This window comes from Streptomyces sp. 130 (assembly GCF_007096885.1).
Lineage (GTDB): Bacteria > Actinomycetota > Actinomycetes > Streptomycetales > Streptomycetaceae > Streptomyces.
In genome coordinates, this window is sequence record NZ_VJNO01000017.1 from 20,421 (window position 1) to 43,478 (window position 23,058).

The following is a 23,058-nucleotide window of genomic DNA, read 5'->3' on the forward strand; positions in this document are numbered from 1 at the left end:
TCGGGATTCAGGGCGTCGGCAGCGAGGCCAGCAGGCGCTGCGCGACGGGCGTGGGTGTGCCGTCGCCGCCGGGGAGCGTGCGCAGCAGGTGGCTGATGCGCCGGCGCTCCGGCTCGTCCACGGAAAGACCGCCCAGCAGGTGGGCGAGCGCGCTTTCGCTTCCGGGTGCGCCTTCGGCCGAGAGCACCCACCGGCTCAGCACGTCCAGGGCGCGTTTGCGGTGGTCGCGGTCGTTCAGTGCCGTCCGCATGAGCAGTCGGATGCCCGCCGCCGCGGGGGCGGGCGTCGTGAGCGACTCCGCGTACCAGTCCAGGACCAGGGGCCGGCCCTTCGGGGCACCGCGCTCGGTGCGTCCGCAGGCGCCGAGGAAGCCGTTCATGGTGAGGTCCCCCATGCGCTGGTCGCGTACCTGGGTCCTCAGGAGCTCGTCCAGCACCTGGTCCTTCGCCGTGGAGAGCAGGAGGAGCTCCACCGACTCGGCCAGCGCCGAGCCCAGTTGTCCGTCGTCCTGACCACCGGACTCGTCCGGCTCGTCCCGGTCCTCCCGGTGTGCCGCGGTGCGCAGGGCGGCCAGGGTCTCGACCGGTCGCTCGGGTCCGATGAGCCCGTGCGTGCGGATGGCGACCCAGCGGAGGTGGGGTGCCTGGCTGTCGCACCAGGCGTCGAGGATCTCGGGCACGTTCGGAGTGCCGATGCGATGCGCGAGGGCCAGGGCGTGCACGGCGACGGTCCGGGGGCCGTACAGCGGGGACGCCGCCCACGGCTCGATGACGAGTGCCATGGCGGAGGGAAGGTCGGTGTGGGCCAGCACGGCGACCGTGGAGGACGCGCGGGTGCGAACGAGTGGCCTGCCGTCCTTCGCCAGTTCCTGCAGCCACTGCACCAGGGCCGGTCGGGCCGAGGGATGCCCGGTCCACACCTCGCGCAGGAGGACGAGCGAGGTCCGGTCGTCCCGGAAGGCTGCCTTCACCTGCCGTACCGGACCCCACTCGGTGGGCTCGTCGGCCTCATAGCGGCGGGCCCGCGCGCGTTGGAGGCGTCTGCCGATGTGCGTACCGAACACGGGTACGGCGGCGGGGAGCTGGGAGTCCGCTGTCTCCTGCAGGCGTGCGTAGAGCCGGTCGCTGACCTCGGCCGTCAGCGCATACGGCCCGTCGTCGAACGCCGCGAGCGCGATGAGGAAGGACTTCTCCCGCAGGTGCAGCACGCTGTCGTCCTCCTCGAACCACTCCCGGACCTGGTCTTCGAGGGCTCGCAACGAGAAGTTGTCGACCTGCTCCCCGCTGACGTCCCCGGCCGCGAACCCGATCAGTTCGGACGCGAACGCGGAGGTCTCGCGGGGCTGGTGGTCGCGTGCGAGGAACTCCGTGACCACCGGCAGGGCCAGCAGGTCGGCGATGGTGTGCTCGTCGAGCCGGGTCCGCAGGTGCGCGGAGAGTACGTCAGCCGGCGCGGGCGGCTGCCAGGCTCGGGCCTCGACGTCCTCCAGGTGCGCCTTTGGCCCGACCGTGATCACCATGTACGCGTCCCGCCGGCCGAGCCGGTCGCGCAGAGCCAGCAGATCAACGTCCCGTAACGGCTTGTTTCCGTCGGTCTCCAGGTCGCACAGGAGGTGGCCCTTCGCCCCGGTGTCCTCGTCGCCGTCCGGAAGAAGGGAGTGCGGTGCGGTGTCCCGGGCCAGTGAACGCACCGGAGAGAGACCGAGGCGGTGCAGCAGCATCAGTGCGGCGGTACGCCGGCCCGAGGACTGGGGCCCGCTGAGCACGAGCACGCGTTCCTCGTGCAGCTGCTCGACGAGCGCCGCGAAGGCCGGGCCCGGGTCGGCGAAGCACGCGGCGATCCCGCTCAGCGTGGCAGCGCGGATCTCGCCCGAGGAACCGGCGGCCGACGGGCCGCCGAACCCGTAGTGGACGTGGGTCCTGGCGTCCACATGGACGTCACCGTGGAAGGAGCCGCCCCCGATCCCGTGGTTGACGCCGCCCAGCACGCCACCGGTCAGCCGCGTCTGCGCACCGAACGCCATGGTGCGCGGGACGTGGTCCTCCAGGTCCCGGCGAGCCGCCCACGCCTCCTGCGGCCGGTCCGGCGCAACGGCGTCGGCGGCCTCGTCCGCGTGGCCGGCGGGCGCGGAGGCCGGTGACTGCTCCTCCTCGGCCGGACGACGGGGATCGGACTCGCCGCTCACCCCCGGTCCCCGCGGTCGCTGCCGAACCGCACGTCGCCGTGGAAGACGCCGCCGCCGATGCCGTGGTTGTCGCCGCCGAAGACGCCGCCGTTCACCGTCGCCCCGCCGAGGCCGAACGTGGACGCGGGCGCGGGCGCGGGGGCCGGGTGCGGCGGGGGCTGCTGACGCGTCGGGCCGGGGGCGGCGGCATCGGCCTCGGGGGCGGGCACCGGGGCCCAGGACCCCGGGCTGTGCAGCCAGGCCGGCAGGGGCCCGTTCTTGCTGTCCGCGGTGACGGCGTGGAACTCGTCGGCCGACACCCCGGCGTGGTTGTGCCGCACGACGCCCTGGTAGACGGTCTCCGACACGGCCAGCACGAAGTCGTCGCCCGGCCTGGCCCGCAGCGCCTGCCGCAGTACGTCCGCGTCGAGCAGCCGGCACGCGTGGTTGAGGTCGGACCCCACCCAGCCGCCGCCACCGTCGACGGCGACGAACCCGGACGCGACGACTCCGCGCAGCCTCATCTGCGCGGAGCTGGATGCCCTGCGGTTCAACGCCCGCAGCTCCGCCGGTACGAAAGTGAGGAGCGTACGCAGCAGCGCGGTCGACGAAGCGTTGGAGTCGATCAGCTCCATCACGCTGTCGCCCCGGTCGGCCCGCCGCCGCAAGGTCATTTCGATGCCCGCGTCCAGCAGGGCGCGGTCGGCGAGCTCGAACAGCATCCGGCGCAGGTACGCCTGCTCCACGTCATCGCGTTCGCTGAACTTCTCGATGTCGAGGAGAAGGATGGTGCTGTGCACGGGGTGGGACATGGGAGTACCGCCTCTCGCCGTCGGCTGGGTCGGCAAGAGCCTGCCGCCGGCGGGGCCGCGGCGATGAGGGCGTATGACGCACTCGCACTGTGACAGCGTGCACAGACGTCAGCGCGCGGGAGTGCTTGGCTGGGGCACCGAGGCCGACTGCGGAACCGAGACGCGGGCCATCAGCCGCAGCGCACTCGGACGTACGACGACCAGGGTCCGGCGGCCGGTGATCACGATGCCGCGGCTCCTCAGGTCCTTCAGCAGCCGCTGGACCATTTCACGGGAGGCACCGATCGCGCCGGCCAGTTCCTGCTTGCTGAGCGGCACGGTGATCTCGACGCCCTCGGCGGTCCGCCGCCCGTGGGAGCGGGCGAGGTCGAGGAGCAGGATCGCGAACCGCTCCCGGACGCTCAGGGAGGCGAACTCCAGCCGCCGCCGGTCCGCGGCCCTGTTCCGGTCCGAGGTCAGGCCGAGCAGTTTCAGCGAAACGGCGGGGGACCGGCTCACGTACTCGCGGAACCGTTCGTGCGTGATCGCGACGGCTCGCACCGGAGCGAGGGCGGTGACGGTCGCGGAGCGGGGGCGACCGGTCAGGGCGGCCGACTCACCGACGATGTCACCGGGCCCGCGCAGCGCGAGCAGGGCTTCGTACCCGTTCTCGGACGCCGCGATGACCTTGGTCCACCCGTGCAGGATGAGCAGGACGTGGGACGAAGGTTCGTACTGCTGCAGAAGCGGCGCCCGCGGAGCGAAGGACAGCTCCCGCCCCAGCCCGAGCAGGGCTTCTCGCTCATCGCGTTCCAGCCGGGCGAGAAAGGGAACCCGGTCGTCGAGTCCGTCCTCGCCGGGCAGGGCTGCGGCGGCCGTCATGCGGTCCCCCCGATCGGTCGGCGCGGTCCAATGTACTGAGGGGCCCGGACACCCGGCCGGGGAGCGGTGAGATTTCGGCCACGCAGTGTGCCGGATCGACTACGGGGGACCTCGGGCGGGCCGGTGCGGCGGCCGTCCTCGGGCTGGGCGGCATTTGTTTTGACCCAGGTCCGTGAGGTAGGTACGCTCAGACCTTGTGCCTGGGGTGTGCCTGGGTTCGTGTGCGTGTCCTCAACCGCATGGCGAGCCTGTCTTCGGCCACCGTGATCCGTGCTCCTCATGCCGTTCCGGTACGGGCTCGCAGGATTCGACACACCCGACCGCGTGGGTCGGTGACGTTCCAGGTTAGTTTCACCGACGGCACACAGAAACCGGAGAAGTAGTGCCTACGATCCAGCAGCTGGTCCGGAAGGGCCGGCAGGACAAGGTCGAGAAGAACAAGACGCCCGCGCTCGAGGGTTCGCCCCAGCGCCGCGGCGTCTGCACGCGTGTGTTCACGACCACCCCGAAGAAGCCGAACTCCGCGCTCCGGAAGGTCGCACGTGTGCGTCTGACCTCGGGCATCGAGGTCACGGCCTACATCCCGGGTGAGGGACACAACCTGCAGGAGCACTCCATCGTGCTCGTGCGTGGTGGCCGTGTGAAGGACCTGCCGGGTGTTCGCTACAAGATCATCCGCGGCTCGCTCGACACCCAGGGTGTCAAGAACCGCAAGCAGGCCCGCAGCCGCTACGGCGCCAAGAAGGAGAAGTAAGAATGCCTCGTAAGGGCCCCGCCCCGAAGCGCCCGGTCATCATCGACCCGGTCTACAACTCTCCTCTTGTCACGTCGCTGATCAACAAGATCCTGCTCGACGGCAAGCGTTCCACCGCCGAGCGGATCGTGTACGGCGCCATGGAGGGTCTTCGCGAGAAGACCGGCGCCGACCCGGTCATCACGCTGAAGCGCGCGCTGGAGAACGTCAAGCCCTCGCTCGAGGTCAAGTCCCGCCGCGTCGGTGGCGCCACCTACCAGGTGCCGATCGAGGTCAAGCCCGGTCGTGCCGCCACCCTGGCGCTCCGCTGGGTCGTGGGTTACTCCCGCGCCCGCCGCGAGAAGACGATGACCGAGCGGCTGATGAACGAGCTGCTCGACGCCTCGAACGGTCTTGGCGCTGCCGTCAAGAAGCGTGAGGACACCCACAAGATGGCCGAGTCCAACAAGGCCTTCGCGCACTACCGCTGGTAGTCGCTACCCCCATCGAGACCGAGAGAAGACTGAGCCTCATGGCCACCACTTCGCTTGACCTGGCCAAGGTCCGCAACATTGGGATCATGGCCCACATCGACGCGGGCAAGACGACCACCACTGAGCGGATCCTGTTCTACACCGGCGTCTCGTACAAGATCGGTGAGGTCCACGACGGCGCTGCCACGATGGACTGGATGGAGCAGGAGCAGGAGCGCGGCATCACCATCACGTCCGCCGCGACGACCTGCCACTGGCCGCTCAACGATGTTGACCACACCATCAACATCATCGACACCCCGGGTCACGTCGACTTCACCGTCGAGGTGGAGCGTTCGCTCCGCGTCCTCGACGGCGCCGTCACCGTGTTCGACGGTGTGGCCGGCGTCGAGCCGCAGTCCGAGACCGTCTGGCGTCAGGCGGACCGCTACGGCGTGCCGCGCATCTGCTTCGTCAACAAGCTCGACCGCACCGGTGCCGACTTCCTGCGCTGCGTCAGCATGATCGTGGACCGCCTCGGCGCGACCCCGATCGTCATGCAGCTGCCGATCGGTGCCGAGGCGGACTTCACGGGCGTCGTCGACCTCGTGTCGATGAAGGCCTTCGTGTACCCCGAAGAGGCCGCCAAGGGCGAGATGTACAACATCGTTGACATCCCGGCCGAGCTCCAGGAGCAGGCGGACGAGTGGCGCGGCAAGCTGCTCGAGGCCGTGGCCGAGAACGACGACGCCATGATGGAGCTGTACCTGGAGGGCACCGAGCCCACCCAGGAGCAGCTGCACGACGCGATCCGTCGCATCACCCTGGCCTCCAAGGGCGGCGCCGACTCCACCACCGTCACCCCGGTGTTCTGTGGCACCGCGTTCAAGAACAAGGGCGTCCAGCCCCTGCTCGACGCGGTCGTCCGCTACCTGCCTTCCCCCCTGGACGTCGAGGCCATCGAGGGCCACGACCCCAAGGACCCCGAGACGGTCGTCAAGCGCAAGCCCTCGGACGACGAGCCGCTGTCGGCTCTGGCGTTCAAGATCGCGAGCGACCCGCACCTCGGCAAGCTCACCTTCGTCCGGATCTACTCCGGTCGCCTGGACGCCGGCACCGCGGTGCTGAACTCCGTCAAGGGCAAGAAGGAGCGCATCGGCAAGATCTACCGCATGCACGCGAACAAGCGTGAGGAGATCGACTCGGTGGGCGCCGGCGACATCATCGCCGTCATGGGCCTGAAGCAGACCACCACCGGTGAGACGCTGTCCGACGAGAAGAACCCGGTCATCCTGGAGTCCATGGACTTCCCGGCGCCGGTCATCCAGGTCGCGATCGAGCCCAAGTCCAAGGGCGACCAGGAGAAGCTGGGTGTCGCCATCCAGCGCCTCTCCGAGGAGGACCCGTCCTTCCAGGTGCACTCCGACGAGGAGACCGGCCAGACCATCATCGGTGGTATGGGCGAGCTTCACCTCGAGGTGCTCGTCGACCGCATGAAGCGCGAGTTCCGCGTCGAGGCGAACGTCGGCAAGCCGCAGGTCGCCTACCGCGAGACGATCCGCAAGGCCGTCGAGCGCATCGACTACACGCACAAGAAGCAGACTGGTGGTACCGGCCAGTTCGCGAAGGTGCAGATCGCCATCGAGCCCCTCGAGGGCGGCGACGCGTCGTACGAGTTCGTCAACAAGGTCACCGGTGGCCGCATCCCCCGTGAGTACATCCCCTCGGTGGACGCGGGTGCCCAGGAAGCCATGCAGTTCGGTGTCCTGGCCGGTTACGAGATGGTGGGCGTCCGCGTCACCCTGATCGACGGTGGTTACCACGAGGTCGACTCCTCCGAGCTCGCCTTCAAGATCGCCGGTTCGCAGGCGTTCAAGGAGGGTGCCCGCAAGGCGTCCCCCGTGCTCCTCGAGCCGATGATGGCCGTCGAGGTCACCACGCCCGAGGACTACATGGGCGACGTCATCGGCGACCTCAACTCCCGCCGTGGCCAGATCCAGGCCATGGAGGAGCGCAGCGGCGCTCGCGTCGTGAAGGGCCTCGTGCCCCTCTCGGAGATGTTCGGCTACGTCGGAGACCTCCGCAGCAAGACCTCGGGTCGCGCAAGCTACTCGATGCAGTTCGACTCCTACGCCGAGGTTCCGCGGAACGTCGCCGAGGAGATCATCGCGAAGGCCAAGGGCGAGTAACTCTCCCGAGCTCACGCTTTAGGCTTGTCACCGGAGCCCGTGGGGCATTCGTCGCGCAGTTCACGCTTCGCGGAGAATGCCCCCGGGGGCCGGCATCCCAGCAAAGATCACCCTGGCGCCGATGAAGCAAGGCGTACAGAACCACTCCACAGGAGGACCCAGTGGCGAAGGCGAAGTTCGAGCGGACTAAGCCGCACGTCAACATCGGCACCATCGGTCACATCGACCACGGTAAGACGACCCTCACGGCCGCCATTACCAAGGTGCTGCACGACGCGTACCCGGACCTGAACGAGGCCTCGGCCTTCGACCAGATCGACAAGGCTCCCGAGGAGCGCCAGCGCGGTATCACCATCTCGATCGCGCACGTCGAGTACCAGACGGAGTCGCGTCACTACGCGCACGTCGACTGCCCGGGTCACGCGGACTACATCAAGAACATGATCACCGGTGCCGCGCAGATGGACGGCGCCATCCTCGTGGTCGCCGCCACCGACGGCCCGATGCCGCAGACCAAGGAGCACGTGCTCCTGGCCCGCCAGGTCGGCGTTCCGTACATCGTCGTCGCCCTGAACAAGGCCGACATGGTGGACGACGAGGAGATCCTGGAGCTCGTCGAGCTCGAGGTCCGCGAGCTGCTCTCCGAGTACGAGTTCCCGGGCGACGACCTGCCGGTCGTCAAGGTCTCGGCGCTCAAGGCCCTCGAGGGCGACAAGGAGTGGGGCAACACCGTCCTCGAGCTCATGAAGGCCGTGGACGAGAACATCCCGCAGCCCGAGCGCGACGTCGACAAGCCGTTCCTGATGCCGATCGAGGACGTCTTCACGATCACCGGTCGTGGCACCGTCGTCACCGGCCGCATCGAGCGTGGTGTCCTCAAGGTCAACGAGACCGTTGACATCGTGGGCATCAAGCAGGAGAAGACCACCACCACGGTCACCGGCATCGAGATGTTCCGCAAGCTGCTCGACGAGGGCCAGGCCGGTGAGAACGTCGGTCTGCTCCTCCGTGGCATCAAGCGCGAGGACGTCGAGCGCGGCCAGGTCATCATCAAGCCCGGTTCGGTCACGCCGCACACCGAGTTCGAGGCCCAGGCCTACATCCTGTCGAAGGACGAGGGTGGCCGTCACACCCCCTTCTTCAACAACTACCGCCCGCAGTTCTACTTCCGTACCACGGACGTGACCGGCGTCGTGACCCTCCCCGAGGGCACCGAGATGGTCATGCCGGGCGACAACACCGTCATGTCGGTCCAGCTGATCCAGCCGGTCGCCATGGAGGAGGGCCTGAAGTTCGCCATCCGTGAGGGTGGCCGGACCGTGGGCGCCGGCCAGGTCACCAAGATCAACAAGTAATCACTTGTCGCATCTGACCTGGTAGCTCCGCACAGAGCTCCAAGAAGGGCCCCGTCCCACCGTTCACGCGGTGGGGCGGGGCCCTTCGGTGTTTCCACGGGCCTACGCGGCAGGCTCCGGCCGCCGGATCATGAACACGTCCACCGGGTCCTCCCGCTCGGTCACGAAGCCGTGCCGCTCGTACAGCCGCCGCGCGGCGCTCCCCCGGAGGACGTTCAGCCGCACCGGCACCCCTTCGGCGTCCGTACGCGCCAGCAGCAGCCGCAGTACGCCGGAGCCGATGCCGCGCCCCTGAAGCGCCTCGTCCAGGAAGAAGCTCTCCAGGCACCGGCCGTCCTCGTACGGCCGCAGCGTCACGCTCCCCGCGAAGCGGCCGTCCACGACGATGACCGAGGTGTGCTCGGGGGCGTACGAGTCGCGCATCCGCTGCCGCACCCGGTGCTCGTCGTAGCGGCCGAGGCGGACGAGGTCGGGGCGCATCACGACGGCCCGGAGCTCGACTATGTCCTCCAGGTCGGCGGGGGCGGCGGGGCGCAGGGCCCAGGCCTGATCGGTGCGTACACGCATGGCGGGAGTCTGTCAGAGCGCGGGCGGACGGGGTGCGTCTGGCAAGGTGGCGCTCATGTGCCACTACTGCGGCTGCCGTGAGATCCCCCTGATCAAGGAGTTCATCGCGGAGCACGAGTCCGTCACGGACGCGGCGGGCGCCGCCCTGCGCGCGCTGGACGACGGGGACCGCGGAGTCGTCGGCGAGCTGGTGGCCCGGATGGAGCGGGAGCTCGTGGCGCACTGGCGGGGCGAGGAGCAGGGGCTCTTCGCGGTGATGAGCGCCGATCCGGAGTACGCGGACTACATCGACGCGCTCGTACGCGAACACCGCGAACTGGGCGCGTTCCTGCGGGAGATCGACCTCACGCGCGACGAGGACGTCGTACGGCTGCGCGAGGCGGTGGCGGAGTTGCACCACCACATCGCCAAGGAGGAGGACGGGCTGTTCCCGGCGTCGCTCACGGCGCTGACGGGCGACGAGTGGGACCGGTCGATGCGGGCCTGGCGGGAGGCGCACCCCGCCTAGACGGCGGCCGGCCGGTGGGGCGGGGGCGCGGCGAGGCGGACCTCGGCACCGGCCTGGCGGGTGCCCCAGCCGGTCTGCCAGCAGGTCGCGGCGCCGTACCAGCGCAGCGGGCGCAGGACGGCCCAGGACCACAGCATGGCCAGGGGGGTCAGGGCCCAGGTGGCGAGCTGGGAGCGCAGGGTCTGGTCGGAGCGGCGCACGACGAGGTAGCGCAGGGTCTGGCCGGCGGTCAGGAGGAGGGGGACGGCCACCAGCAGCGGGGAGGGGAGGGGGCCGGGGCGCAGGTGGAGAGCGAGGAGCCACAACAGGGCTGCGGTGGTGGCCAGTTGCTGGAACCAGCGCAGGAGCTGGGCGGTCAGCGCGGGGTGGCGGGCGGGCAGGTAGCGCACCCGCCACAGGGAGCGCAGGCTTGAGCCGTGCATCCAGCGCAGGTACTGGCGGACGTGGTGGCCGAGCTCTTCGGGCATGGCGGTGAACACCACGGCGGTGGGCTGCTGGACGACGCGTCCGCGTACGAGCGCGTAGAGGGTGAGCATCGAGTCGTCGGAGAAGGTCACGGGCCGGCCCATGAACGTCTCCGACAGGTACGCCTCGGCGTGGTCGGTGAGGATGTCCGCGCGGTAGGCCGCCAGCGAGCCGGAGGCGACCATGACGCTTCCCAGCGGGGACTGGGCGGAGCGTTCGACCATCTGGCAGGTGACGTACCAGAGGTCGGTGATGCGGCTGAGGAGGCCGTTGCGGTTGTTGCGGGCCAGGACCAGCCCGGCGACCGCCTGGGCCCGGGGATCGGCCAGGGGCTGGAGGACTTCGTGCAGGGCGTCGGGGGCGAGCTGGGCGTCGGAGTCGATGGTGACGAGCACGTCCGCTCCGGGGCACTGACGGGCGGCGAGGACCTGGGCGTGGCGTTTGCCGCGGTTGGGGGTGCGGTGCCAGGTGGTCGGAATGCCGTGCTCGCGGGCGGCGGCCGTCCACCAGCGGCGCACGACCCGGTGGGACAGTTCCGAGCCGTCGTCGACGATGTGCACCGAGTCCGGCGGGCGGGTCTGGGCCAGCAGGGAGGACAGGGCCGCGCGCAGATAGCCGTTGTCCTCGTTGAAGACCGGTACCAGCACCGCCACGTGCAGGCGGTCGAGGTGTGCCTGCTCCTGGGCGTCGGCGCGGTGGGGGCGCTCGCACAGGTAGAGCACGGTCTGCGCGAGCAGGAGCGCGGCCAGCGGTGTCCAGGCCCACAGCGCGGGCCCCGAGGAGACACCGCGGGCGGTCGGCCAGGTCCGCAGCCCGTAGGCGGACAGGGCGAGGGCGATGACGGCGGCGGCGCCGGTGCCGGCGAGGAGCAGCCCGCGCCGGCGCCGGGTGGCGGTGATCGTGTCGGTCACGGAGGTGTCCTCGCGGGTGCGCGGTGGCTTCAGAGGCCCGCGCCGCGGCGGAAGCCGTAGCGCACGCACGCCGCGCCGAGGACGACGGCGAGCAGGGCGGCGGCGATCATCCACCAGCCGGCCAGGGTGAGCCCGCCGAGCACCACCACTCCGGTTCCGGTCTGGGCGAGCTGATCGTGATACACGGCGGTGCTCCTTCGGACTGCGAGGTCGGTGCCGCCCACGCTGGCACGGGCCGTGCCGCCCCGCGCCCCGGCCGCGGCCACCGAGGTGACGGTGTCGTCCGTCGGGGCGCGGGCCGTTCGGGCAGGCGGGCCTGCCGCATCGGCTCGGGGCGCTCACCCGTGTGGCCGAGCCCTGCGGGCGCGGGGTGAGGGGCGCGGTGCTCAATGGAGGGGCCGCGTATCCGTCAGGACTGTCAGGGCCGTAGCCGTCAGGACCGTAGCCGAGGAGTGGGCGTGACGACGTTCGATCTGCCGTACGAGGACACCGCTGACGCCGAGGACGCGGACCGGGGGTTCGTGGCCGCGCTGGAGCCGGGGGTGGTCAAGGACGCCTCGGGGCGGACGGTGTGGGACGTGGACGCGTTCGCGTTCCTGGCCGGTGAGCCGGAGCCGACGGTCGATCAGAGCCTGTGGCGCCAGGGCGCCCTGTGCGCGCGGCAGGGGCTGTACGAGGTCACCGAGGGCGTGTACCAGATCCGGGGCCTGGACCTGTCGAACATGACCCTCGTCGAGGGCGAGCGGGGCGTCGTGGTCGTCGACCCGCTGGTGTCGGCGGAGACGGCCGCGGCGGGACTCGGCCTCTACCGCGAGCAGCGGGGCGCGCGGCCGGTGACGGCCGTGATCTACACCCACCCGCACCTGGACCACTTCGGCGGGGTCATGGGCGTGATCGGACCCGGTGACGACGTGCCGATCGTGGCGCCTGAGCACTTCATGGAGCACGCGGTCTCGGAGAACGTCTACGCGGGCACGGCGATGATCCGCCGGGGCATGTACTTCGGCGGTTTCGGTACGCCGGTCGGTCCGCTGGGGCAGGTCGGCATGGGGCTGGGGATCGCGACCTCGTCCGGCTCGGTCGGTCTGATCCCGCCCACGCTGGAGATCACCCGCACCGGGCAGGAGGAGGTCCTGGACGGGGTGCGGTTCGTCTTCCAGATGACTCCGGGCACCGAGGCGCCGGCGGAGATGAACTTCTTCCTGCCCGAGCGGCGGGCGCTGTGCATGGCGGAGAACTCCTGCCACACCCTGCACAACCTGCTGACGCTGCGCGGCGCGCAGGTCCGCGACGCACGGGTCTGGTCCCGCTACCTCAACGAGGCGATCGAGCTGTTCACCGGCTCCGCCGACGTGGTCTTCGCCTCCCACCACTGGCCCGTGTGGGGCCGGGAGCGGATCGTGGCCTTCCTGTCCGAGCAGCGCGACATGTACGGCTATCTGCACGACCAGACGCTGCGCATGATGAACTCCGGCCGCACCGGCATCGAGATCGCCGAGGAGATCGAGCTGCCGCCGGCCCTGGAGAAGGCGTGGCACGTCCGCGGCTACTACGGCTCGGTGTCCCACAACGTGAAGGCGGTCTACCAGCGCTACATGGGCTGGTTCGACGGCAACCCCGCCCACCTGTGGCAGCACCCGCCGCAGGCCCAGGGCGAGCGTTACGTCCGCGCACTCGGCGGCGCCGACCGGGCGGTGAGCGCCGCACGGGAATTCGCCGACGAGGGCGACCTGCGCTTCGCCGCCGAACTCGCCTCGCACGTCGTCTTCGCCGACCCCGGGCACGAGGGCGCCCGCGACCTGCTCGCCGACGTCCTGACCCGCCTCGGCCACGGCGCCGAGTGCGCGACCTGGCGCAACTTCTACCTCCAGGGCGCCTACGAGCTGAAGAACCCGGTGCCGCCCACCGCGATCGCCCTGGCGGCGAGCATGGCCTCCGCCCTCAGCGTCACCCAGGCGTTCGACTCCCTGGCCATCCGGGTCAACGGCCCGCGCGCCTGGGACGAGGACCTCAGCATCCTGTGGAAGCTCACCGACCTCGGCGAGACGTACCGCATGGTGCTGTCCAACGGCGCCCTCATCCACTACCCGGACCCCAAGGACACCACCGCCGACCTCACCCTGGCCCTGACGAAGCCGCAGCTGCTCGGCCTGCTCGCCGGCCACGGCCTCGACGGAGTCACCACCGACGGCGACACCGGCGTCCTGGCCCGGCTGCTCGCCGTCCTGGACGACCCCGAGCCCGACTTCGCGATCGTCACCCCGTAGGCCCCAGGGCCCAGTTCGAGGAGGGCACACATGGGCGAGGCGATCGGAGCGATGCTCACCTCGGCGGTGGGCATCGCGATCAGCCCGCTGCCGCTGATCGCGGTCATCCTGATGCTGGCCACCCCGAAGGGCCGGTCGAACGGCATCGCCTTCACCGCCGGCTGGGTGGTGGGCCTGGCGGCCGTCGTCGCCGTCGTCGTGGCGGCGGGCAGCGGTCTGCACACCGAGGGGGAGAAGCCCTCGTGGGCGTACTGGCTCAAGCTGGCCCTGGGCGTGCTGTTCGCGCTGATGGCGTACAAGCAGTGGCGCGGCCGGCCGCGCGAAGGGCACGAGGCCGCCGCGCCGAAGTGGATGCGGGCCCTGGACCGGTTCACCCCGGCCAAGGCGGCCGGGCTCGCGGTGGTGCTGGTGGCCGCCAACCCCAAGAACCTGGTCCTGGCCGTCGGCGGTGCCGTCTCGATCGCGACCGCCTCCGCCTCGGGCGGCGGCAAGACGGTGGCCGCCGTGCTGATGGTGCTCATCGGCTCCCTGTGCACGCTGCTGCCGCTCGGGGTCTACCTGCTGGGCGGCAGCCGTTCGGCCCGGGTGCTGGGCGGGTGGAAGGAGTGGATGTCCGCCCACAACGCGGCGATCATGACGACCGTCCTCGCCGTGCTCGGCACCAAGTACATCGGTGACGCGCTCACCGGCCTCTCGTGAGGCGGGCGGTCACGAGCCGGGTCCGTCGCGCGCTCGCCGGACTGGGCCGGCCGAAGCCGGCGGACGCGGCCTCCGGGGCGGTGACCGGTCTGTTCTCGATCCCCGAGGGGATGGCGTACGCCTCGATCGCCGGTTTCAGCCCGGTCGCCGGTCTCTACGCGGGCGTCGTGCCCGCGGTCGTGGGCTCGCTGACCTCCCGTACCGTCCTCATGGTCACCACCCTGACGAGTGCGATCGCCCTGACCTCGAAGAGTGTCCTGTCGGACGCGGGGCTCGACCCGAAGGACGCCGGCAATGTGGCCATGCTGACCGTGATGGTCGGCGCGGCGATGCTGCTCCTGGGGGTCCTGCGGCTCGGCGCGGTGATGAGCTTCGTGTCGAACGCGGTGATGACCGGCTTCTCCACCGGCATCGCCCTGCAGATCATGACGGGCGTGCTGAAGGACGCCACCGCCTATGCGCCCCAGGGGCACAACAAGATCCGCCAGCTCGTCGACTGGCTGGTCCACGTCGGGAGCTGGCAGGGCGCGGCGACCGCCACCGCCGCCGTCACGATCGCGATCTGGGCGGCGGCCCGGGCCGTCAAACGCCTCGAACCCGTCGCCCTGCTGATCGCGATGGTCCTGACCAGCGCCGGGGCGGCACTCCTGTCCGCCGACGTGGAGCTGGTCGAGGACATCGCCGCCATCCCCGCCGCCCTGCCCTCCTTCACCGCACCCGACCCGTCCGCCCTGCCGCACCTGATCGGCGGGGCGTTCTCGGTGGCGCTGGTCGCCCTCGCCCAGGCCGCCGGGATCGCGCCGTCGATGCCGAACCCGGACGGCACCCGCTCCGACGTGAACGGCGACTTCCGGTCCCAGGGGTACGCCAACCTCGCGGGCGGCCTGTTCCAGGCCATGCCGTCGGGCGGTTCGCTCTCGCGCACCGGTGTCGCGGTCTCGGCCGGGGCCCGCACCCGCTGGGCGGGGGTCGTCTCCGGTGTCTTCCTCGCCCTGGTCGTCCTGGTGGCCGGCTCGCTCGCCGAACACATCCCGATGCCCGTGATCGGCGGGCTGATCCTGGTCGTCGGCGGCGAGCTGATCTGGGGCAAGCGGCACGACATCCTCCTCGTGCTGCGTACCTCGTGGATGTCGTCGGCGGCGATGGTCCTCACCTTCCTGGCCACCACCCAGATCCCCCTCCAGCAGGCCATCGTCCTGGGTGCCGTGCTCTCCCTGCTGCTCTACTGCGCCCAGGCCGCGCGGCAGGCCGACCTCGTCGCCCTGCGCCGCGTCCCGGACGGCGCCGGTGGCACCGGACGCTGGGAGACCGCCGAGCCACCGGCGGCCCTCGCGCCGGGCACGGTCACCGTCCTCGATTACGCGGGCTCCTCCTTCTTCGCCGAGCTGCCCAGGATCGAGAGCCGGCTTCCGGCGGTGGACGGGGCGCGCGGGGCGGCCCTCGTGCTGGCCGTCCGCGCCCTGCCCGACGTGCCCTCCTCGGCGATGCTCAAGCTCCTCGACCGCTACGCCGCCCGCCTGGAGGACCAGGGCGGCCGGCTGATCCTGTGCGGCGTCGAGCCCGCCCTGCTCCGGCTCCTGGAACGCTCCGGCATCGCGGACCGCCTCGGCCCCGGCGGCATCGTCCCCGCCGCGCCGAGGATCTTCGGCCCGCTGGAGACCGCGTACGCGGAGGCGGACCGCTGGGCGTCCGGGCACTCGGCCACCGACCGGCCCTAGGCGTACTGCCCTGTGAGGTTGCGGCAGGTCTCAGCAGGGCGAACCGCAGTCCCTGGCCGCCTGCGGTTCGGCCAGGACGTCGAGTCCGTAGCCGAGGGCGGTGAGGGCGGCGACGGCTGCCACCAGCCCGAGCGCGGTGCGCCACCGCTTGCGTACGGCGGCGAAGAGGGCCAGGGCCGTGAGGGTGCCGCCGAGCAGCAGCAGCGGGAGGCCCAGGAACAGCACGTCGGTGTTGCGCTCGCCCTCGAAGGCGCCGGACAGGCCGCTCCTGCCGTACGGAAGCCAGACCGCGAGGCCCGCGAGGGCGCCGAGCGCCGCCGAGAGGAGCCCGGCGGCACCGGTGAGAGCTTCGCGGCGGGGGTTCGTGTGTGCGGTGTCCATGTGGGGAGAGACGTCCGGCGGGGCCGGGGAGTTTCAATCCTCAACGATCGGGTCCGACAGGGCCTGGAGCGCGGGGCGGAGCAGTGCGGCGATGCGCTCCGCGGGAGCCTCCCGGAGCACGGGCAGGCCGAGCAGCTGGTGGCCGATGGTCACGCCGAGCAGCGCGGTGACCATCAGCGCGGCACGCAGTTCGGGGTCGTCGGCGTCCGGGAGGGCGGCGCCGACGCTGTCGGTCTGCCGGCCGAGAGCGGCACGTATGTGGTCGGCCGCCGCCCGGTCGGTGAGCATCGACCGCATCATCGCGAGCGTGCCCTCGGGCAGACCGCCGAGCTTGACGCCGAGCGAGGCCATCAGCTGATCGACGAGCCCGTCGCCGTCCGCCGCCGCCGGCGGGACGGGCAGCGCCTGCACGGCCTGCCCGAACAGCTCCCGCTTGGAGCCGAAGTACTGCATGACCAGGGCCGGATCGACGCCCGCCGCGCTCGCCACCGCGCGGATGGTGGTGCGCTCGAAGCCCTTCTCGGCGAACAGCTCCCGGGCGCTGCCGAGGATGCGTGCCTCGGTCGCCCGGCGGCGGTCGGCGCGGGACCGGTGGGGGGTCGTCGTCACGCCGCTCACTCTACAGCCGTTGACCGAACGTGCGGCCGGAGCCTACCGTGGTTGGGTCAACATCTGTTGAGCGAATGGGAGTGTTCCGTGCCGTATCCGGAGGCATCCGCCGCGCGCACGCCCCGCGAGGTGCTGACCCGCTACTACCAAGCCATGATCGACAAGTCGCCGGACGACCTCGCCGACCTCTACGCCGCCGACGCGCTGCACGAGTTCCCGTTCGCCGCCCCCGGCTTCCCGCCCCGCTTCGAGGGCCGCGAGGCCGTGCGCGCCGGATACCGGGCGGCCTGGGGCGCGAGCCCCGCCGAGGTGCGCGAGGTGCGGAGGGTCGCGGCGTACGAGACCGCCGATCCGGGCGTGCTCGTCGCGGAGCACGTCGTGGTGGGGGCGGTGCCGGGCAGGTCCGGTGAGTTCACCGTGCCCGGCCTGCTGGTGCTGCACGTCCGGGACGGGCTGCTCACGCGCGTACGCGACTACATGGACGCCTCGGGGGTCGCGGACGCCCGGAGGTGAGGGGCGCGGTGGGCGACCGCCCCGTATGTCCACGGCGGACCGCCCGCTTGGGCACGTACACCGGACGGTGCAGCGGGCCCCGATGACGACACCGTCCGGTGTACGGCCGGGTGTCCTCATCGGGGCGACGCGGCGGCCCTCGTTCCCTCCGTAGGTTCTGGATCACCGGAACGACACCGAGGAGGACGGCATGACGGCCACGGACACGGCTTCGCCAGTGGGAGTAAGGGCCTCGCTCACCCTGATCGGCATCGGGGCCCTGGCGATGGCGGCGTTGGAGATGCTGAACCCGGAGTACGACCTGGTGAGCGAGACCCTCAGCCGGTACGTGCACGGCACGGCCGGCTGGCTTCTCCCGGCCGCGCTGCTGGCCGTCGGCGCCGCCTCCGCCGTTCTCGTGGTACGCCTCGGCGCCGGGACCGGGCGGGCGGGCCGGGCGGCGCTCGTGGTGTGGACGGGCGCCATCATGGTCGCGGGCCTCTTCCCGGCGGACCCACCCGGCCACTGGAGCCGTCCCTCCCTCTCCGAACTCGTCCACGGCAACGCCGCCTTCCTCGCCTTCGCCGCACTGCCGACCGCCGCCGTGCTGCTCCGCGGGACGCTCGCGGCCCGGCGGCCCGCTCTGCGCACTGCCCTCAGCACCCTCACCGTGGTCTCGGGCACGGCCACGGCGGCCCTGGCGGTCCTCCTCGTCGACGTGATGGACGGCGGCCCGTCGCTGGGGCTGGGCGGCGCCCCCACGCTCGTCGGTCTCGTCGAACGCCTGGTACTCGCCGCCGACTTCGGGTGGATCGCGCTTGCCGTAGCCGCTGCGGGCGCCCGCGGGCAGCAGGGACGGGACCGTCGTGCATGATCCGCGCATGGACCGACCCGGCACCCCCGCTCCCGCCGACCCACGCGCGGTCCGGCTCGTCGACCGGCTTCTCGCGGTCGGCACCGCCGTCGCCGTCCTGGCCGGTACCGCCCGGCTCGGCGGCCGGCTGGACATCGCGGGAGCCCTGCCACTCGCCCTGTGGCTGGGCCTGCTCCTTCTGGTGCGCTGCCGGTGGCCGCTCGCCGTGCTGCTGCTGAGCGTGCAGGCGGTCGTCGTGTTCCGTACCTCCGGACTCACCGATGCCGGCTGGGTGTGGCCGGTCTCCGCCGCGTACGCCACGCTGGCTGCCGACGACCGGCCGGGCCGCCCCGGCCTCCCGTGGGCGGCCGGTGTCGGCCTGGCGGAACTGGCCTTCGCCGCGACCTGGGACACGACGGCCGGCGGCGCCACCCCGCGCGAGGTCCTCGGCTCCCTGGGCGTCGAGGCCCTGTGGCTGGCGGTGCTCCTCGCCGCCGCGACTGCCTACCGCAACCGCCTCCGCTGGCGCGCCGAACTCGACGAGCGCCTGCTGCGGGCAGCGCGGGAAAGAGACCTGGAGGCCGACCGGCGGATCGCGGAGGCCCACCTGGAGATCGCCCGCGAACTGCATGACGTCGTCGGGCACACCCTCACCGTCGTCGGTATCCAGCTGCGGGTCGCGGCCGAGGTTCTGGACGACTCACCGGAGGAGGCGCGGGCCGCGCTCGCCACCGCCCAGCAGGTCCGTACCGAGGCGGTACGGGACCTCCGCGCGCTCGTCCACGTGCTGCGCGCGCCGGGAGGGGCGGCCCCGGAAGACCCCGTGGCCGGAGTCCCCCACGTCACGGCGCTCGTCGACCGGATGCGGTCGGCGGAGCTGGACATCCGGCTGGAGACGTCCGGCGACGTCACCGCCGTGCCCGCACCGGTCTCCCTCGCTGTCCACCGCATCGTTCAGGAGGCCCTCACCAACACGGTCCGCCATGCCGGAGCCTCGCGGGCCGACGTGAGCGTCCGATGCGGCCGGGAGCGGGTGGAGGTGCGCGTCACCGACGACGGCCGGAACACGGCGGAGACATCGGAAACGGCCGGGCACGGGGTACGCGGCATGGACGAGCGGGTCCGGGCGCTCGGCGGTGACTTCTCCGCCGGACCGCGCGGCGAGGGCGGCGGATGGGTCGTGCGGGCCGCCATCCCTGTGCCAGGCTTCCGCTCATGACGATCAAGGTGATCCTGGCCGACGACCAGGCCCTGGTACGTGCCGGTTTCAGCAGCCTCCTCGCCCGCGCCGAGGGCATCGAGGTCATCGGCGAGGCGGGCACGGGCGACGAGGCCGTCCGCACGGCCCGCGCCGTCCGCCCCGACGTCGTCCTCATGGACATCCGCATGCCCGGTACGGACGGCCTCACCGCCACCCGGAAAATCGTCGAGGACCCCGAACTGGCCGGCTGCCGGGTCATCGTCCTCACGACCTTCGAGACCGACGAGTACGTCTTCGCGGCCCTGAGCGCCGGCGCGAGCGGCTTCCTCACCAAGGAGATCGAACCGGACGAGCTGCGCCAAGCCGTCCGGTCGGTGGCGGCCGGCGACGCGCTGCTCTCACCGAGCGCGACCCGCCGGGTGATCGAGCAGTTCGCGCGCCGCCCGGTGGCCCCCGTCGACACCGCCGAACGGCTCGCCGTGCTCACCGCCCGGGAAGTCGAGGTGACCCGCCTGATCGCAACCGGCCTGTCCAACGACCAGATCGCCGCACAGCTCTTCATCAGTCCGCTCACCGCCAAGACCCACGTCACCCGCGCGATCGCCAAGCTCAACGTCCGTGACCGCGCCCAACTGGTGATCCTCGCGTACGAGACGGGCCTGGTCCGCGCCGGTGGCTGGGACCCGGTAGTGCGTCCTGCGTGACGCGAGTGCAACCGGCCGATCCAGAGCTCGATGACGAACCGCCCGCCCGGCGCGAGGTGGCGTGCGGCGTTCCGGGAACGGGCCTAAGCGGCACCGGGCGGTTCCGCTTCACGGCACTCCCGGCAGTGGCCCGGCTCCGGTGCTCTGAAGACGCGTTCGCAGCGGTCGCAGTCCTGGAGGGGGACGGCCTCGGGGGCCGTCCGTTCCGGTGCGGTGGGCAGCGGGGGTGGGAGGAGGTCGGTCAGGCGGGTGCGGAGGAATCCGGCCGGGTGCCTGACGACGGGCGGCAGGTCGCTGGTCAGGGCGTGCCGGACGGCGGCGGGGCGTACGTTGCGGTCGAGCCAGGTGGTGACCTCGGGGGCGATTTGGCTGATGTCCCGTGCGGACAGCGTGAGTTGGGGCGCGTGGCGGCGGAGCCCCGCGAGCAGGTCGGCGGCGGCCCGGTGCCGCGTCTCGACCGGGATGGGTGGCGGGGGCGGCTGCTTGCACGGAGCGGGGGAGGCGACCGGTGCCGATGCCGATGCGATGGCGTGGGGCTGGTTGTACGACGTCGTACGGGTGACGACGCGGCCGTTCGGGAGGCGGAGGCGGCTGCGGCGCAGATACCCGGCGGCCTCCAGCTCGCGCAGCGCGGCGGTGATCCGGGCCTCGCTCTCCGGGAAGCGGGCGGCGAGGCACTTGATGCCCACCCTGGCCCCGGCGGGCAGTGACTGGATGTGCGCGGCGAGCCCGATCGCGAGGAGCGAGAGGTCCGGGTGCTGGGCGAGGTGGTTGCCGATCACCGTAAAGCCGGACGTGTGGCGGACGTTGACATGCTGGACGCCTGCGGCGGGGGAGCCGGAAGGGGCGCGCGAGGGCGCGATAACCTGCGAGGTAGCCATCAGGAAGCTGCTTCTTCCGCGTTGGTCAGGCCCTCGGTGGAGATTCCTGTCTCGCCGGGGGCCGTCACGTTCTGTGGTGTTGATGTCGCGGCGAGCATATGCCAGGCAACCGGTCCAGAATCCAGCCCAGTTGGCCTAGTTCACTCGCGCGAGTGATGCAGGTCAGAGCGGGGTGGGGTGGGGTTTGGTCCGGTTCTTTCTCAGGTTCTTTGAAAGCCTTTCTACGTCGCGAAGGACCGCGACCCGGTGGCCCGGGACGCGGTCGGGGACGTCACGGTACGAGGTCGAGCTCGGCCCAGACCGTCTTGCGCGGCACCGGCCCCTCCTCGACGCCCCAGCGGTCCGCCAGCGCCGCGACGATCAGCAGCCCGCGCCCGCTCTCGGCGTACGGACCCGGGTGGTCCGGAACGGGCAGACGGTCACTCCGCGTGTCCGTCAGCTCGATGCGCAGCCGCGTCGCGTCGCTCACGGTGAGGCTCAGCCGGAAGTCCCGTCCCGGCACGCGCCCGTGCGTGGCCGCGTTCGCGGCCAGCTCGGCGACGATGTGCGCGGCGGCCTCGGTGGGGAGCCCCCAGTCGCCCAAATGCGCCGTGGTGAGCAGCCGGGCGAGGCGTGCGCCCCGGCGCGTGGGGGAGAGCAGCACGGCGAACTGCCGGGCGGGAGCGGAACGTTCGGTTCGGGTGATTTCTCGATTCACGTCACTCAGGGTGGCCGTGGGCGCCTACCGTGAACAGTGACTCGGCGCTTACGTACGGTCATTGTCCCGAGCTTGTCCAGCGTTGTCCCCGCTGTACGGGGTGACGCCCGGGGGACGTACACGGTTGAGGAAGAACGGCACGCGTGCGGAAGCGGGGCACGGATGAGTGTGGACGAGATCGGTACGCAGTGGCAGCCCGACGCGGGCGCCGACGAGCCGGGCTGGGACGTGGACCCGGACGACGAGTCGGGCGTCGCGGTGGTCGCTGCGGTGGGCCGCCAGCTCCGGGCATGGCGGGAGGCGGCGGGCCTGACGGCTGCGGAGTTCGGGACGCGGCTGGGGTACGGGGAGAACCTGGTCTACAAGGTGGAGGGCGGGCGGAGGATTCCCCGGCCGGAGCTGTTGGACAAGGCGGATGAGGTGTGCGGGGCGGCGGGGAAGATCGCCGCGATGAAGCAGGACTTGGTGGCGGTGAGGTACCCGAAGAAGATTCGCGAGCTGGCGAAGATGGAAGCGCAGGCCGTCGAACTCTCGGCCTACGGAAGCCACAACATCCACGGTCTGTTGCAGACGGAGGAGTACGCCCGGGCGCTGTTCGGGATGCGGCGGCCCGCCTTCTCCTCCGACGAAGTCGATCGCCTGGTGGCTGCCCGTATGGCCCGAAAATCGATCTTCAGCCGCTCACCCGCGCCGGAGCTCAGCTTTGTGCAGGAAGAGGCGACGCTGCGGCGCCCTCTCGGGGGCAGAATGGTCCTGCGGCGTCAGCTCGAACACCTGTTGGAGGTAGGGGAGTTGCGGAACGTTGAAATCCAGGTGATGCCGACCAACCGCGAGGACCATGCGGGAATGGGTGGGGTGATGCAGGTGCTGAAGTTCAAGGATGGGTCTGCGGTGGGGCGTTCCGAAGGCGAGTTCGGTAGTCGGCCGGTCTCGGATCCGAGGCACCTGCGAATCATCGAGCTGCGAACTGGGATCATGCGGGCTCAGGCTCTCACGCCTCGGGAGTCGCGGGCCTTCATCGAGCAAGTACTGGGAGAGACATGATCAGCGAGAACTCTGGCGCCGACGCTCCTCGGCTGGAGTGGTTCAAGAGCAGCTACAGCGACAGCAGCGACAGCAACGAGTGCGTAGAGGTCGCGGCGGCGCCCGGTGCGGTGCACGTCCGTGACTCCAAGGACCTCTCCGTGCCGGAGCTGGCCTTCGGCGAGACGGCATGGGCGGGCTTCGTTTCGTACGCCGCCGACTGCTGATTCTTCACGCGCTGGGAGAGGGACATGACTCGCGAGACCGAGTGGTTCAAGAGCAGCTACAGCAGCAGTAGCGAAGGGGACTCGTGCGTCGAGGTCGCGGCGGCGTCCGGCGCGGTGCGCGTCCGTGACTCCAAGGACCTCTCCGTGCCGCAGCTCGCCTTCGGCGAGTCCGCGTGGGCGGGGTTCGTGGCGTACGCCTCCGGGCGCTGCCAGTAGGAGGTGCGCCCCGCCGCCCATGGGTCCACGGGCCCGGGCGGGCGGGGCCGGC

25 protein-coding genes are annotated in these 23,058 nt (G+C 71.3%); 15 read left to right on the forward strand and 10 right to left on the reverse strand.

Annotated features, from left to right (window positions below):
* Positions 1 to 7 precede the first annotated feature (7 nt).
* The 3 genes from FKN01_RS16620 to FKN01_RS16630 all read right to left on the reverse strand — a co-directional run bounded on the left by FKN01_RS16620 (position 8) and on the right by FKN01_RS16630 (position 3,837).
* Positions 8 to 2,185, reverse strand: a complete 2,178-nt coding sequence (locus FKN01_RS16620; protein WP_143621146.1) for a hypothetical protein — start codon at positions 2,183 to 2,185, stop codon at positions 8 to 10.
* Complete coding sequence (locus FKN01_RS16625; protein ID WP_143621149.1) at positions 2,182 to 2,976, reverse strand: hypothetical protein; 795 nt, start codon at positions 2,974 to 2,976, stop codon at positions 2,182 to 2,184. Before FKN01_RS16625 ends, FKN01_RS16620 begins: the two co-directional genes overlap by 4 nt.
* Before the next feature lie 108 nt (positions 2,977 to 3,084).
* Positions 3,085 to 3,837: a Crp/Fnr family transcriptional regulator gene (locus tag FKN01_RS16630; protein WP_143621152.1), complete on the reverse strand. Its 753-nt coding sequence runs from the start codon at positions 3,835 to 3,837 to the stop codon at positions 3,085 to 3,087.
* Positions 3,838 to 4,219: 382 nt separating this feature from the next.
* Between FKN01_RS16630 and rpsL the strand changes: the two genes are divergently transcribed.
* From rpsL to tuf, 4 genes are all read left to right on the forward strand, one after another.
* Positions 4,220 to 4,591, forward strand: coding sequence for a 30S ribosomal protein S12 (gene rpsL, locus FKN01_RS16635; RefSeq protein WP_003948652.1), 372 nt, complete (start codon positions 4,220 to 4,222; stop codon positions 4,589 to 4,591).
* Between the two features lie 2 nt (positions 4,592 to 4,593).
* Entirely contained in the window at positions 4,594 to 5,064 is a 471-nt protein-coding gene (gene rpsG, locus FKN01_RS16640) for a 30S ribosomal protein S7 (RefSeq protein WP_073964452.1), read from the forward strand.
* Between the two features lie 38 nt (positions 5,065 to 5,102).
* Positions 5,103 to 7,232: an elongation factor G gene (gene fusA / locus FKN01_RS16645; RefSeq protein ID WP_143621155.1), complete on the forward strand. Its 2,130-nt coding sequence runs from the start codon at positions 5,103 to 5,105 to the stop codon at positions 7,230 to 7,232.
* Positions 7,233 to 7,393: 161 nt separating this feature from the next.
* Positions 7,394 to 8,587 (forward strand): elongation factor Tu, encoded by a 1,194-nt coding sequence (gene tuf, locus FKN01_RS16650; protein WP_018101246.1) that lies wholly within the window; start codon positions 7,394 to 7,396, stop codon positions 8,585 to 8,587.
* A gap of 102 nt (positions 8,588 to 8,689) precedes the next feature.
* Here the strand turns inward: tuf and FKN01_RS16655 are convergent, their stop codons facing one another.
* Positions 8,690 to 9,154: a GNAT family N-acetyltransferase gene (locus tag FKN01_RS16655; RefSeq protein ID WP_143621157.1), complete on the reverse strand. Its 465-nt coding sequence runs from the start codon at positions 9,152 to 9,154 to the stop codon at positions 8,690 to 8,692.
* Positions 9,155 to 9,209: 55 nt separating this feature from the next.
* On the opposite strand from FKN01_RS16655, the gene FKN01_RS16660 reads away from it, so the two are divergent.
* Positions 9,210 to 9,662 carry a hemerythrin domain-containing protein gene (locus tag FKN01_RS16660; protein WP_143621160.1) on the forward strand — a complete coding sequence of 151 codons (453 nt, stop codon included), beginning with the start codon at positions 9,210 to 9,212 and terminating at the stop codon, positions 9,660 to 9,662.
* On the opposite strand, the gene FKN01_RS33575 is transcribed toward FKN01_RS16660, so the two are convergent.
* Positions 9,659 to 11,038, reverse strand: coding sequence for a glycosyltransferase family 2 protein (locus FKN01_RS33575; protein WP_185992866.1), 1,380 nt, complete (start codon positions 11,036 to 11,038; stop codon positions 9,659 to 9,661). The two genes, FKN01_RS16660 and FKN01_RS33575, sit on opposite strands and share 4 nt — an antisense overlap.
* A 29-nt stretch (positions 11,039 to 11,067) precedes the next feature.
* The gene (locus FKN01_RS32565) at positions 11,068 to 11,223 is read right to left on the reverse strand and encodes a hypothetical protein (RefSeq protein ID WP_185992871.1); all 156 of its coding nucleotides are present in this window, start codon (positions 11,221 to 11,223) and stop codon (positions 11,068 to 11,070) included.
* Positions 11,224 to 11,496: 273 nt separating this feature from the next.
* Here FKN01_RS32565 and FKN01_RS16670 point away from each other — a divergent pair, with 273 nt between their 5' ends.
* From FKN01_RS16670 to FKN01_RS16680, 3 genes are read left to right on the forward strand one after another with little or no spacing between them, the layout of a single operon-like run.
* On the forward strand, positions 11,497 to 13,305 hold the full coding sequence (locus FKN01_RS16670; RefSeq protein ID WP_260696916.1) for an alkyl/aryl-sulfatase: 1,809 nt from the start codon (positions 11,497 to 11,499) through the stop codon (positions 13,303 to 13,305).
* 30 nt (positions 13,306 to 13,335) lie between these two features.
* Positions 13,336 to 14,004, forward strand: a complete 669-nt coding sequence (locus FKN01_RS16675; RefSeq protein ID WP_143621167.1) for a GAP family protein — start codon at positions 13,336 to 13,338, stop codon at positions 14,002 to 14,004.
* Entirely contained in the window at positions 14,001 to 15,722 is a 1,722-nt protein-coding gene (locus FKN01_RS16680; RefSeq protein ID WP_260696917.1) for a SulP family inorganic anion transporter, read from the forward strand. The genes FKN01_RS16675 and FKN01_RS16680 overlap by 4 nt, the downstream gene beginning before the upstream one ends.
* A gap of 30 nt (positions 15,723 to 15,752) precedes the next feature.
* On the opposite strand, the gene FKN01_RS16685 is transcribed toward FKN01_RS16680, so the two are convergent.
* Positions 15,753 to 16,103, reverse strand: coding sequence for a hypothetical protein (locus FKN01_RS16685; protein WP_143621170.1), 351 nt, complete (start codon positions 16,101 to 16,103; stop codon positions 15,753 to 15,755).
* A gap of 33 nt (positions 16,104 to 16,136) precedes the next feature.
* Positions 16,137 to 16,712: a TetR/AcrR family transcriptional regulator gene (locus FKN01_RS16690; RefSeq protein WP_143621173.1), complete on the reverse strand. Its 576-nt coding sequence runs from the start codon at positions 16,710 to 16,712 to the stop codon at positions 16,137 to 16,139.
* Positions 16,713 to 16,799: 87 nt separating this feature from the next.
* Here FKN01_RS16690 and FKN01_RS16695 point away from each other — a divergent pair, with 87 nt between their 5' ends.
* From FKN01_RS16695 to FKN01_RS16710, 4 genes are all read left to right on the forward strand, one after another.
* Positions 16,800 to 17,225, forward strand: a complete 426-nt coding sequence (locus FKN01_RS16695) for a nuclear transport factor 2 family protein (RefSeq protein WP_143621175.1) — start codon at positions 16,800 to 16,802, stop codon at positions 17,223 to 17,225.
* 190 nt (positions 17,226 to 17,415) lie between these two features.
* A complete protein-coding gene (locus FKN01_RS16700; RefSeq protein ID WP_143621178.1) occupies positions 17,416 to 18,078 on the forward strand; it encodes a DUF998 domain-containing protein in 663 nt (220 codons plus the stop codon).
* A gap of 7 nt (positions 18,079 to 18,085) precedes the next feature.
* Positions 18,086 to 19,276, forward strand: coding sequence for a sensor histidine kinase (locus FKN01_RS16705; RefSeq protein WP_143621181.1), 1,191 nt, complete (start codon positions 18,086 to 18,088; stop codon positions 19,274 to 19,276).
* Entirely contained in the window at positions 19,273 to 19,962 is a 690-nt protein-coding gene (locus FKN01_RS16710) for a response regulator transcription factor (protein ID WP_143621184.1), read from the forward strand. The genes FKN01_RS16705 and FKN01_RS16710 overlap by 4 nt, the downstream gene beginning before the upstream one ends.
* An 83-nt stretch (positions 19,963 to 20,045) precedes the next feature.
* Here FKN01_RS16710 and FKN01_RS16715 read toward each other — a convergent pair whose 3' ends face one another.
* A complete protein-coding gene (locus FKN01_RS16715) occupies positions 20,046 to 20,843 on the reverse strand; it encodes a helix-turn-helix domain-containing protein (protein ID WP_143621186.1) in 798 nt (265 codons plus the stop codon).
* 271 nt (positions 20,844 to 21,114) lie between these two features.
* On the reverse strand, positions 21,115 to 21,540 hold the full coding sequence (locus tag FKN01_RS16720; protein WP_143621189.1) for an ATP-binding protein: 426 nt from the start codon (positions 21,538 to 21,540) through the stop codon (positions 21,115 to 21,117).
* A gap of 162 nt (positions 21,541 to 21,702) precedes the next feature.
* Between FKN01_RS16720 and FKN01_RS16725 the strand changes: the two genes are divergently transcribed.
* The 3 genes from FKN01_RS16725 to FKN01_RS16735 are packed head-to-tail and all read left to right on the forward strand — an operon-like array spanning position 21,703 to position 23,006.
* A complete protein-coding gene (locus FKN01_RS16725) occupies positions 21,703 to 22,584 on the forward strand; it encodes a helix-turn-helix transcriptional regulator (protein ID WP_143621192.1) in 882 nt (293 codons plus the stop codon).
* Positions 22,581 to 22,790, forward strand: a complete 210-nt coding sequence (locus FKN01_RS16730) for a DUF397 domain-containing protein (RefSeq protein WP_143621195.1) — start codon at positions 22,581 to 22,583, stop codon at positions 22,788 to 22,790. The genes FKN01_RS16725 and FKN01_RS16730 overlap by 4 nt, the downstream gene beginning before the upstream one ends.
* A 24-nt stretch (positions 22,791 to 22,814) precedes the next feature.
* Positions 22,815 to 23,006 carry a DUF397 domain-containing protein gene (locus FKN01_RS16735; RefSeq protein ID WP_143621197.1) on the forward strand — a complete coding sequence of 64 codons (192 nt, stop codon included), beginning with the start codon at positions 22,815 to 22,817 and terminating at the stop codon, positions 23,004 to 23,006.
* The last annotated feature ends 52 nt before the right edge of the window (positions 23,007 to 23,058 follow it).

Coding starts and splice junctions, on each gene's coding strand:
- FKN01_RS16700 (WP_143621178.1), top strand. CDS start 17,416: ATGACGGCCACGGACACGGCTTCGCCAGTGGGAGTAAGGGCCTCGCTC.
- FKN01_RS16705 (WP_143621181.1), top strand. CDS start 18,086: ATGGACCGACCCGGCACCCCCGCTCCCGCCGACCCACGCGCGGTCCGG.
- rpsG (WP_073964452.1), top strand. CDS start 4,594: ATGCCTCGTAAGGGCCCCGCCCCGAAGCGCCCGGTCATCATCGACCCG.
- fusA (WP_143621155.1), top strand. CDS start 5,103: ATGGCCACCACTTCGCTTGACCTGGCCAAGGTCCGCAACATTGGGATC.
- FKN01_RS16655 (WP_143621157.1), bottom strand. CDS start 9,154: ATGCGTGTACGCACCGATCAGGCCTGGGCCCTGCGCCCCGCCGCCCCC.
- FKN01_RS16685 (WP_143621170.1), bottom strand. CDS start 16,103: ATGGACACCGCACACACGAACCCCCGCCGCGAAGCTCTCACCGGTGCC.
- FKN01_RS16625 (WP_143621149.1), bottom strand. CDS start 2,976: ATGTCCCACCCCGTGCACAGCACCATCCTTCTCCTCGACATCGAGAAG.
- FKN01_RS16630 (WP_143621152.1), bottom strand. CDS start 3,837: ATGACGGCCGCCGCAGCCCTGCCCGGCGAGGACGGACTCGACGACCGG.
- FKN01_RS16675 (WP_143621167.1), top strand. CDS start 13,336: ATGGGCGAGGCGATCGGAGCGATGCTCACCTCGGCGGTGGGCATCGCG.
- FKN01_RS16715 (WP_143621186.1), bottom strand. CDS start 20,843: ATGGCTACCTCGCAGGTTATCGCGCCCTCGCGCGCCCCTTCCGGCTCC.
- FKN01_RS16735 (WP_143621197.1), top strand. CDS start 22,815: ATGACTCGCGAGACCGAGTGGTTCAAGAGCAGCTACAGCAGCAGTAGC.
- FKN01_RS16660 (WP_143621160.1), top strand. CDS start 9,210: ATGTGCCACTACTGCGGCTGCCGTGAGATCCCCCTGATCAAGGAGTTC.
- FKN01_RS16725 (WP_143621192.1), top strand. CDS start 21,703: ATGAGTGTGGACGAGATCGGTACGCAGTGGCAGCCCGACGCGGGCGCC.
- FKN01_RS16730 (WP_143621195.1), top strand. CDS start 22,581: ATGATCAGCGAGAACTCTGGCGCCGACGCTCCTCGGCTGGAGTGGTTC.
- FKN01_RS16710 (WP_143621184.1), top strand. CDS start 19,273: ATGACGATCAAGGTGATCCTGGCCGACGACCAGGCCCTGGTACGTGCC.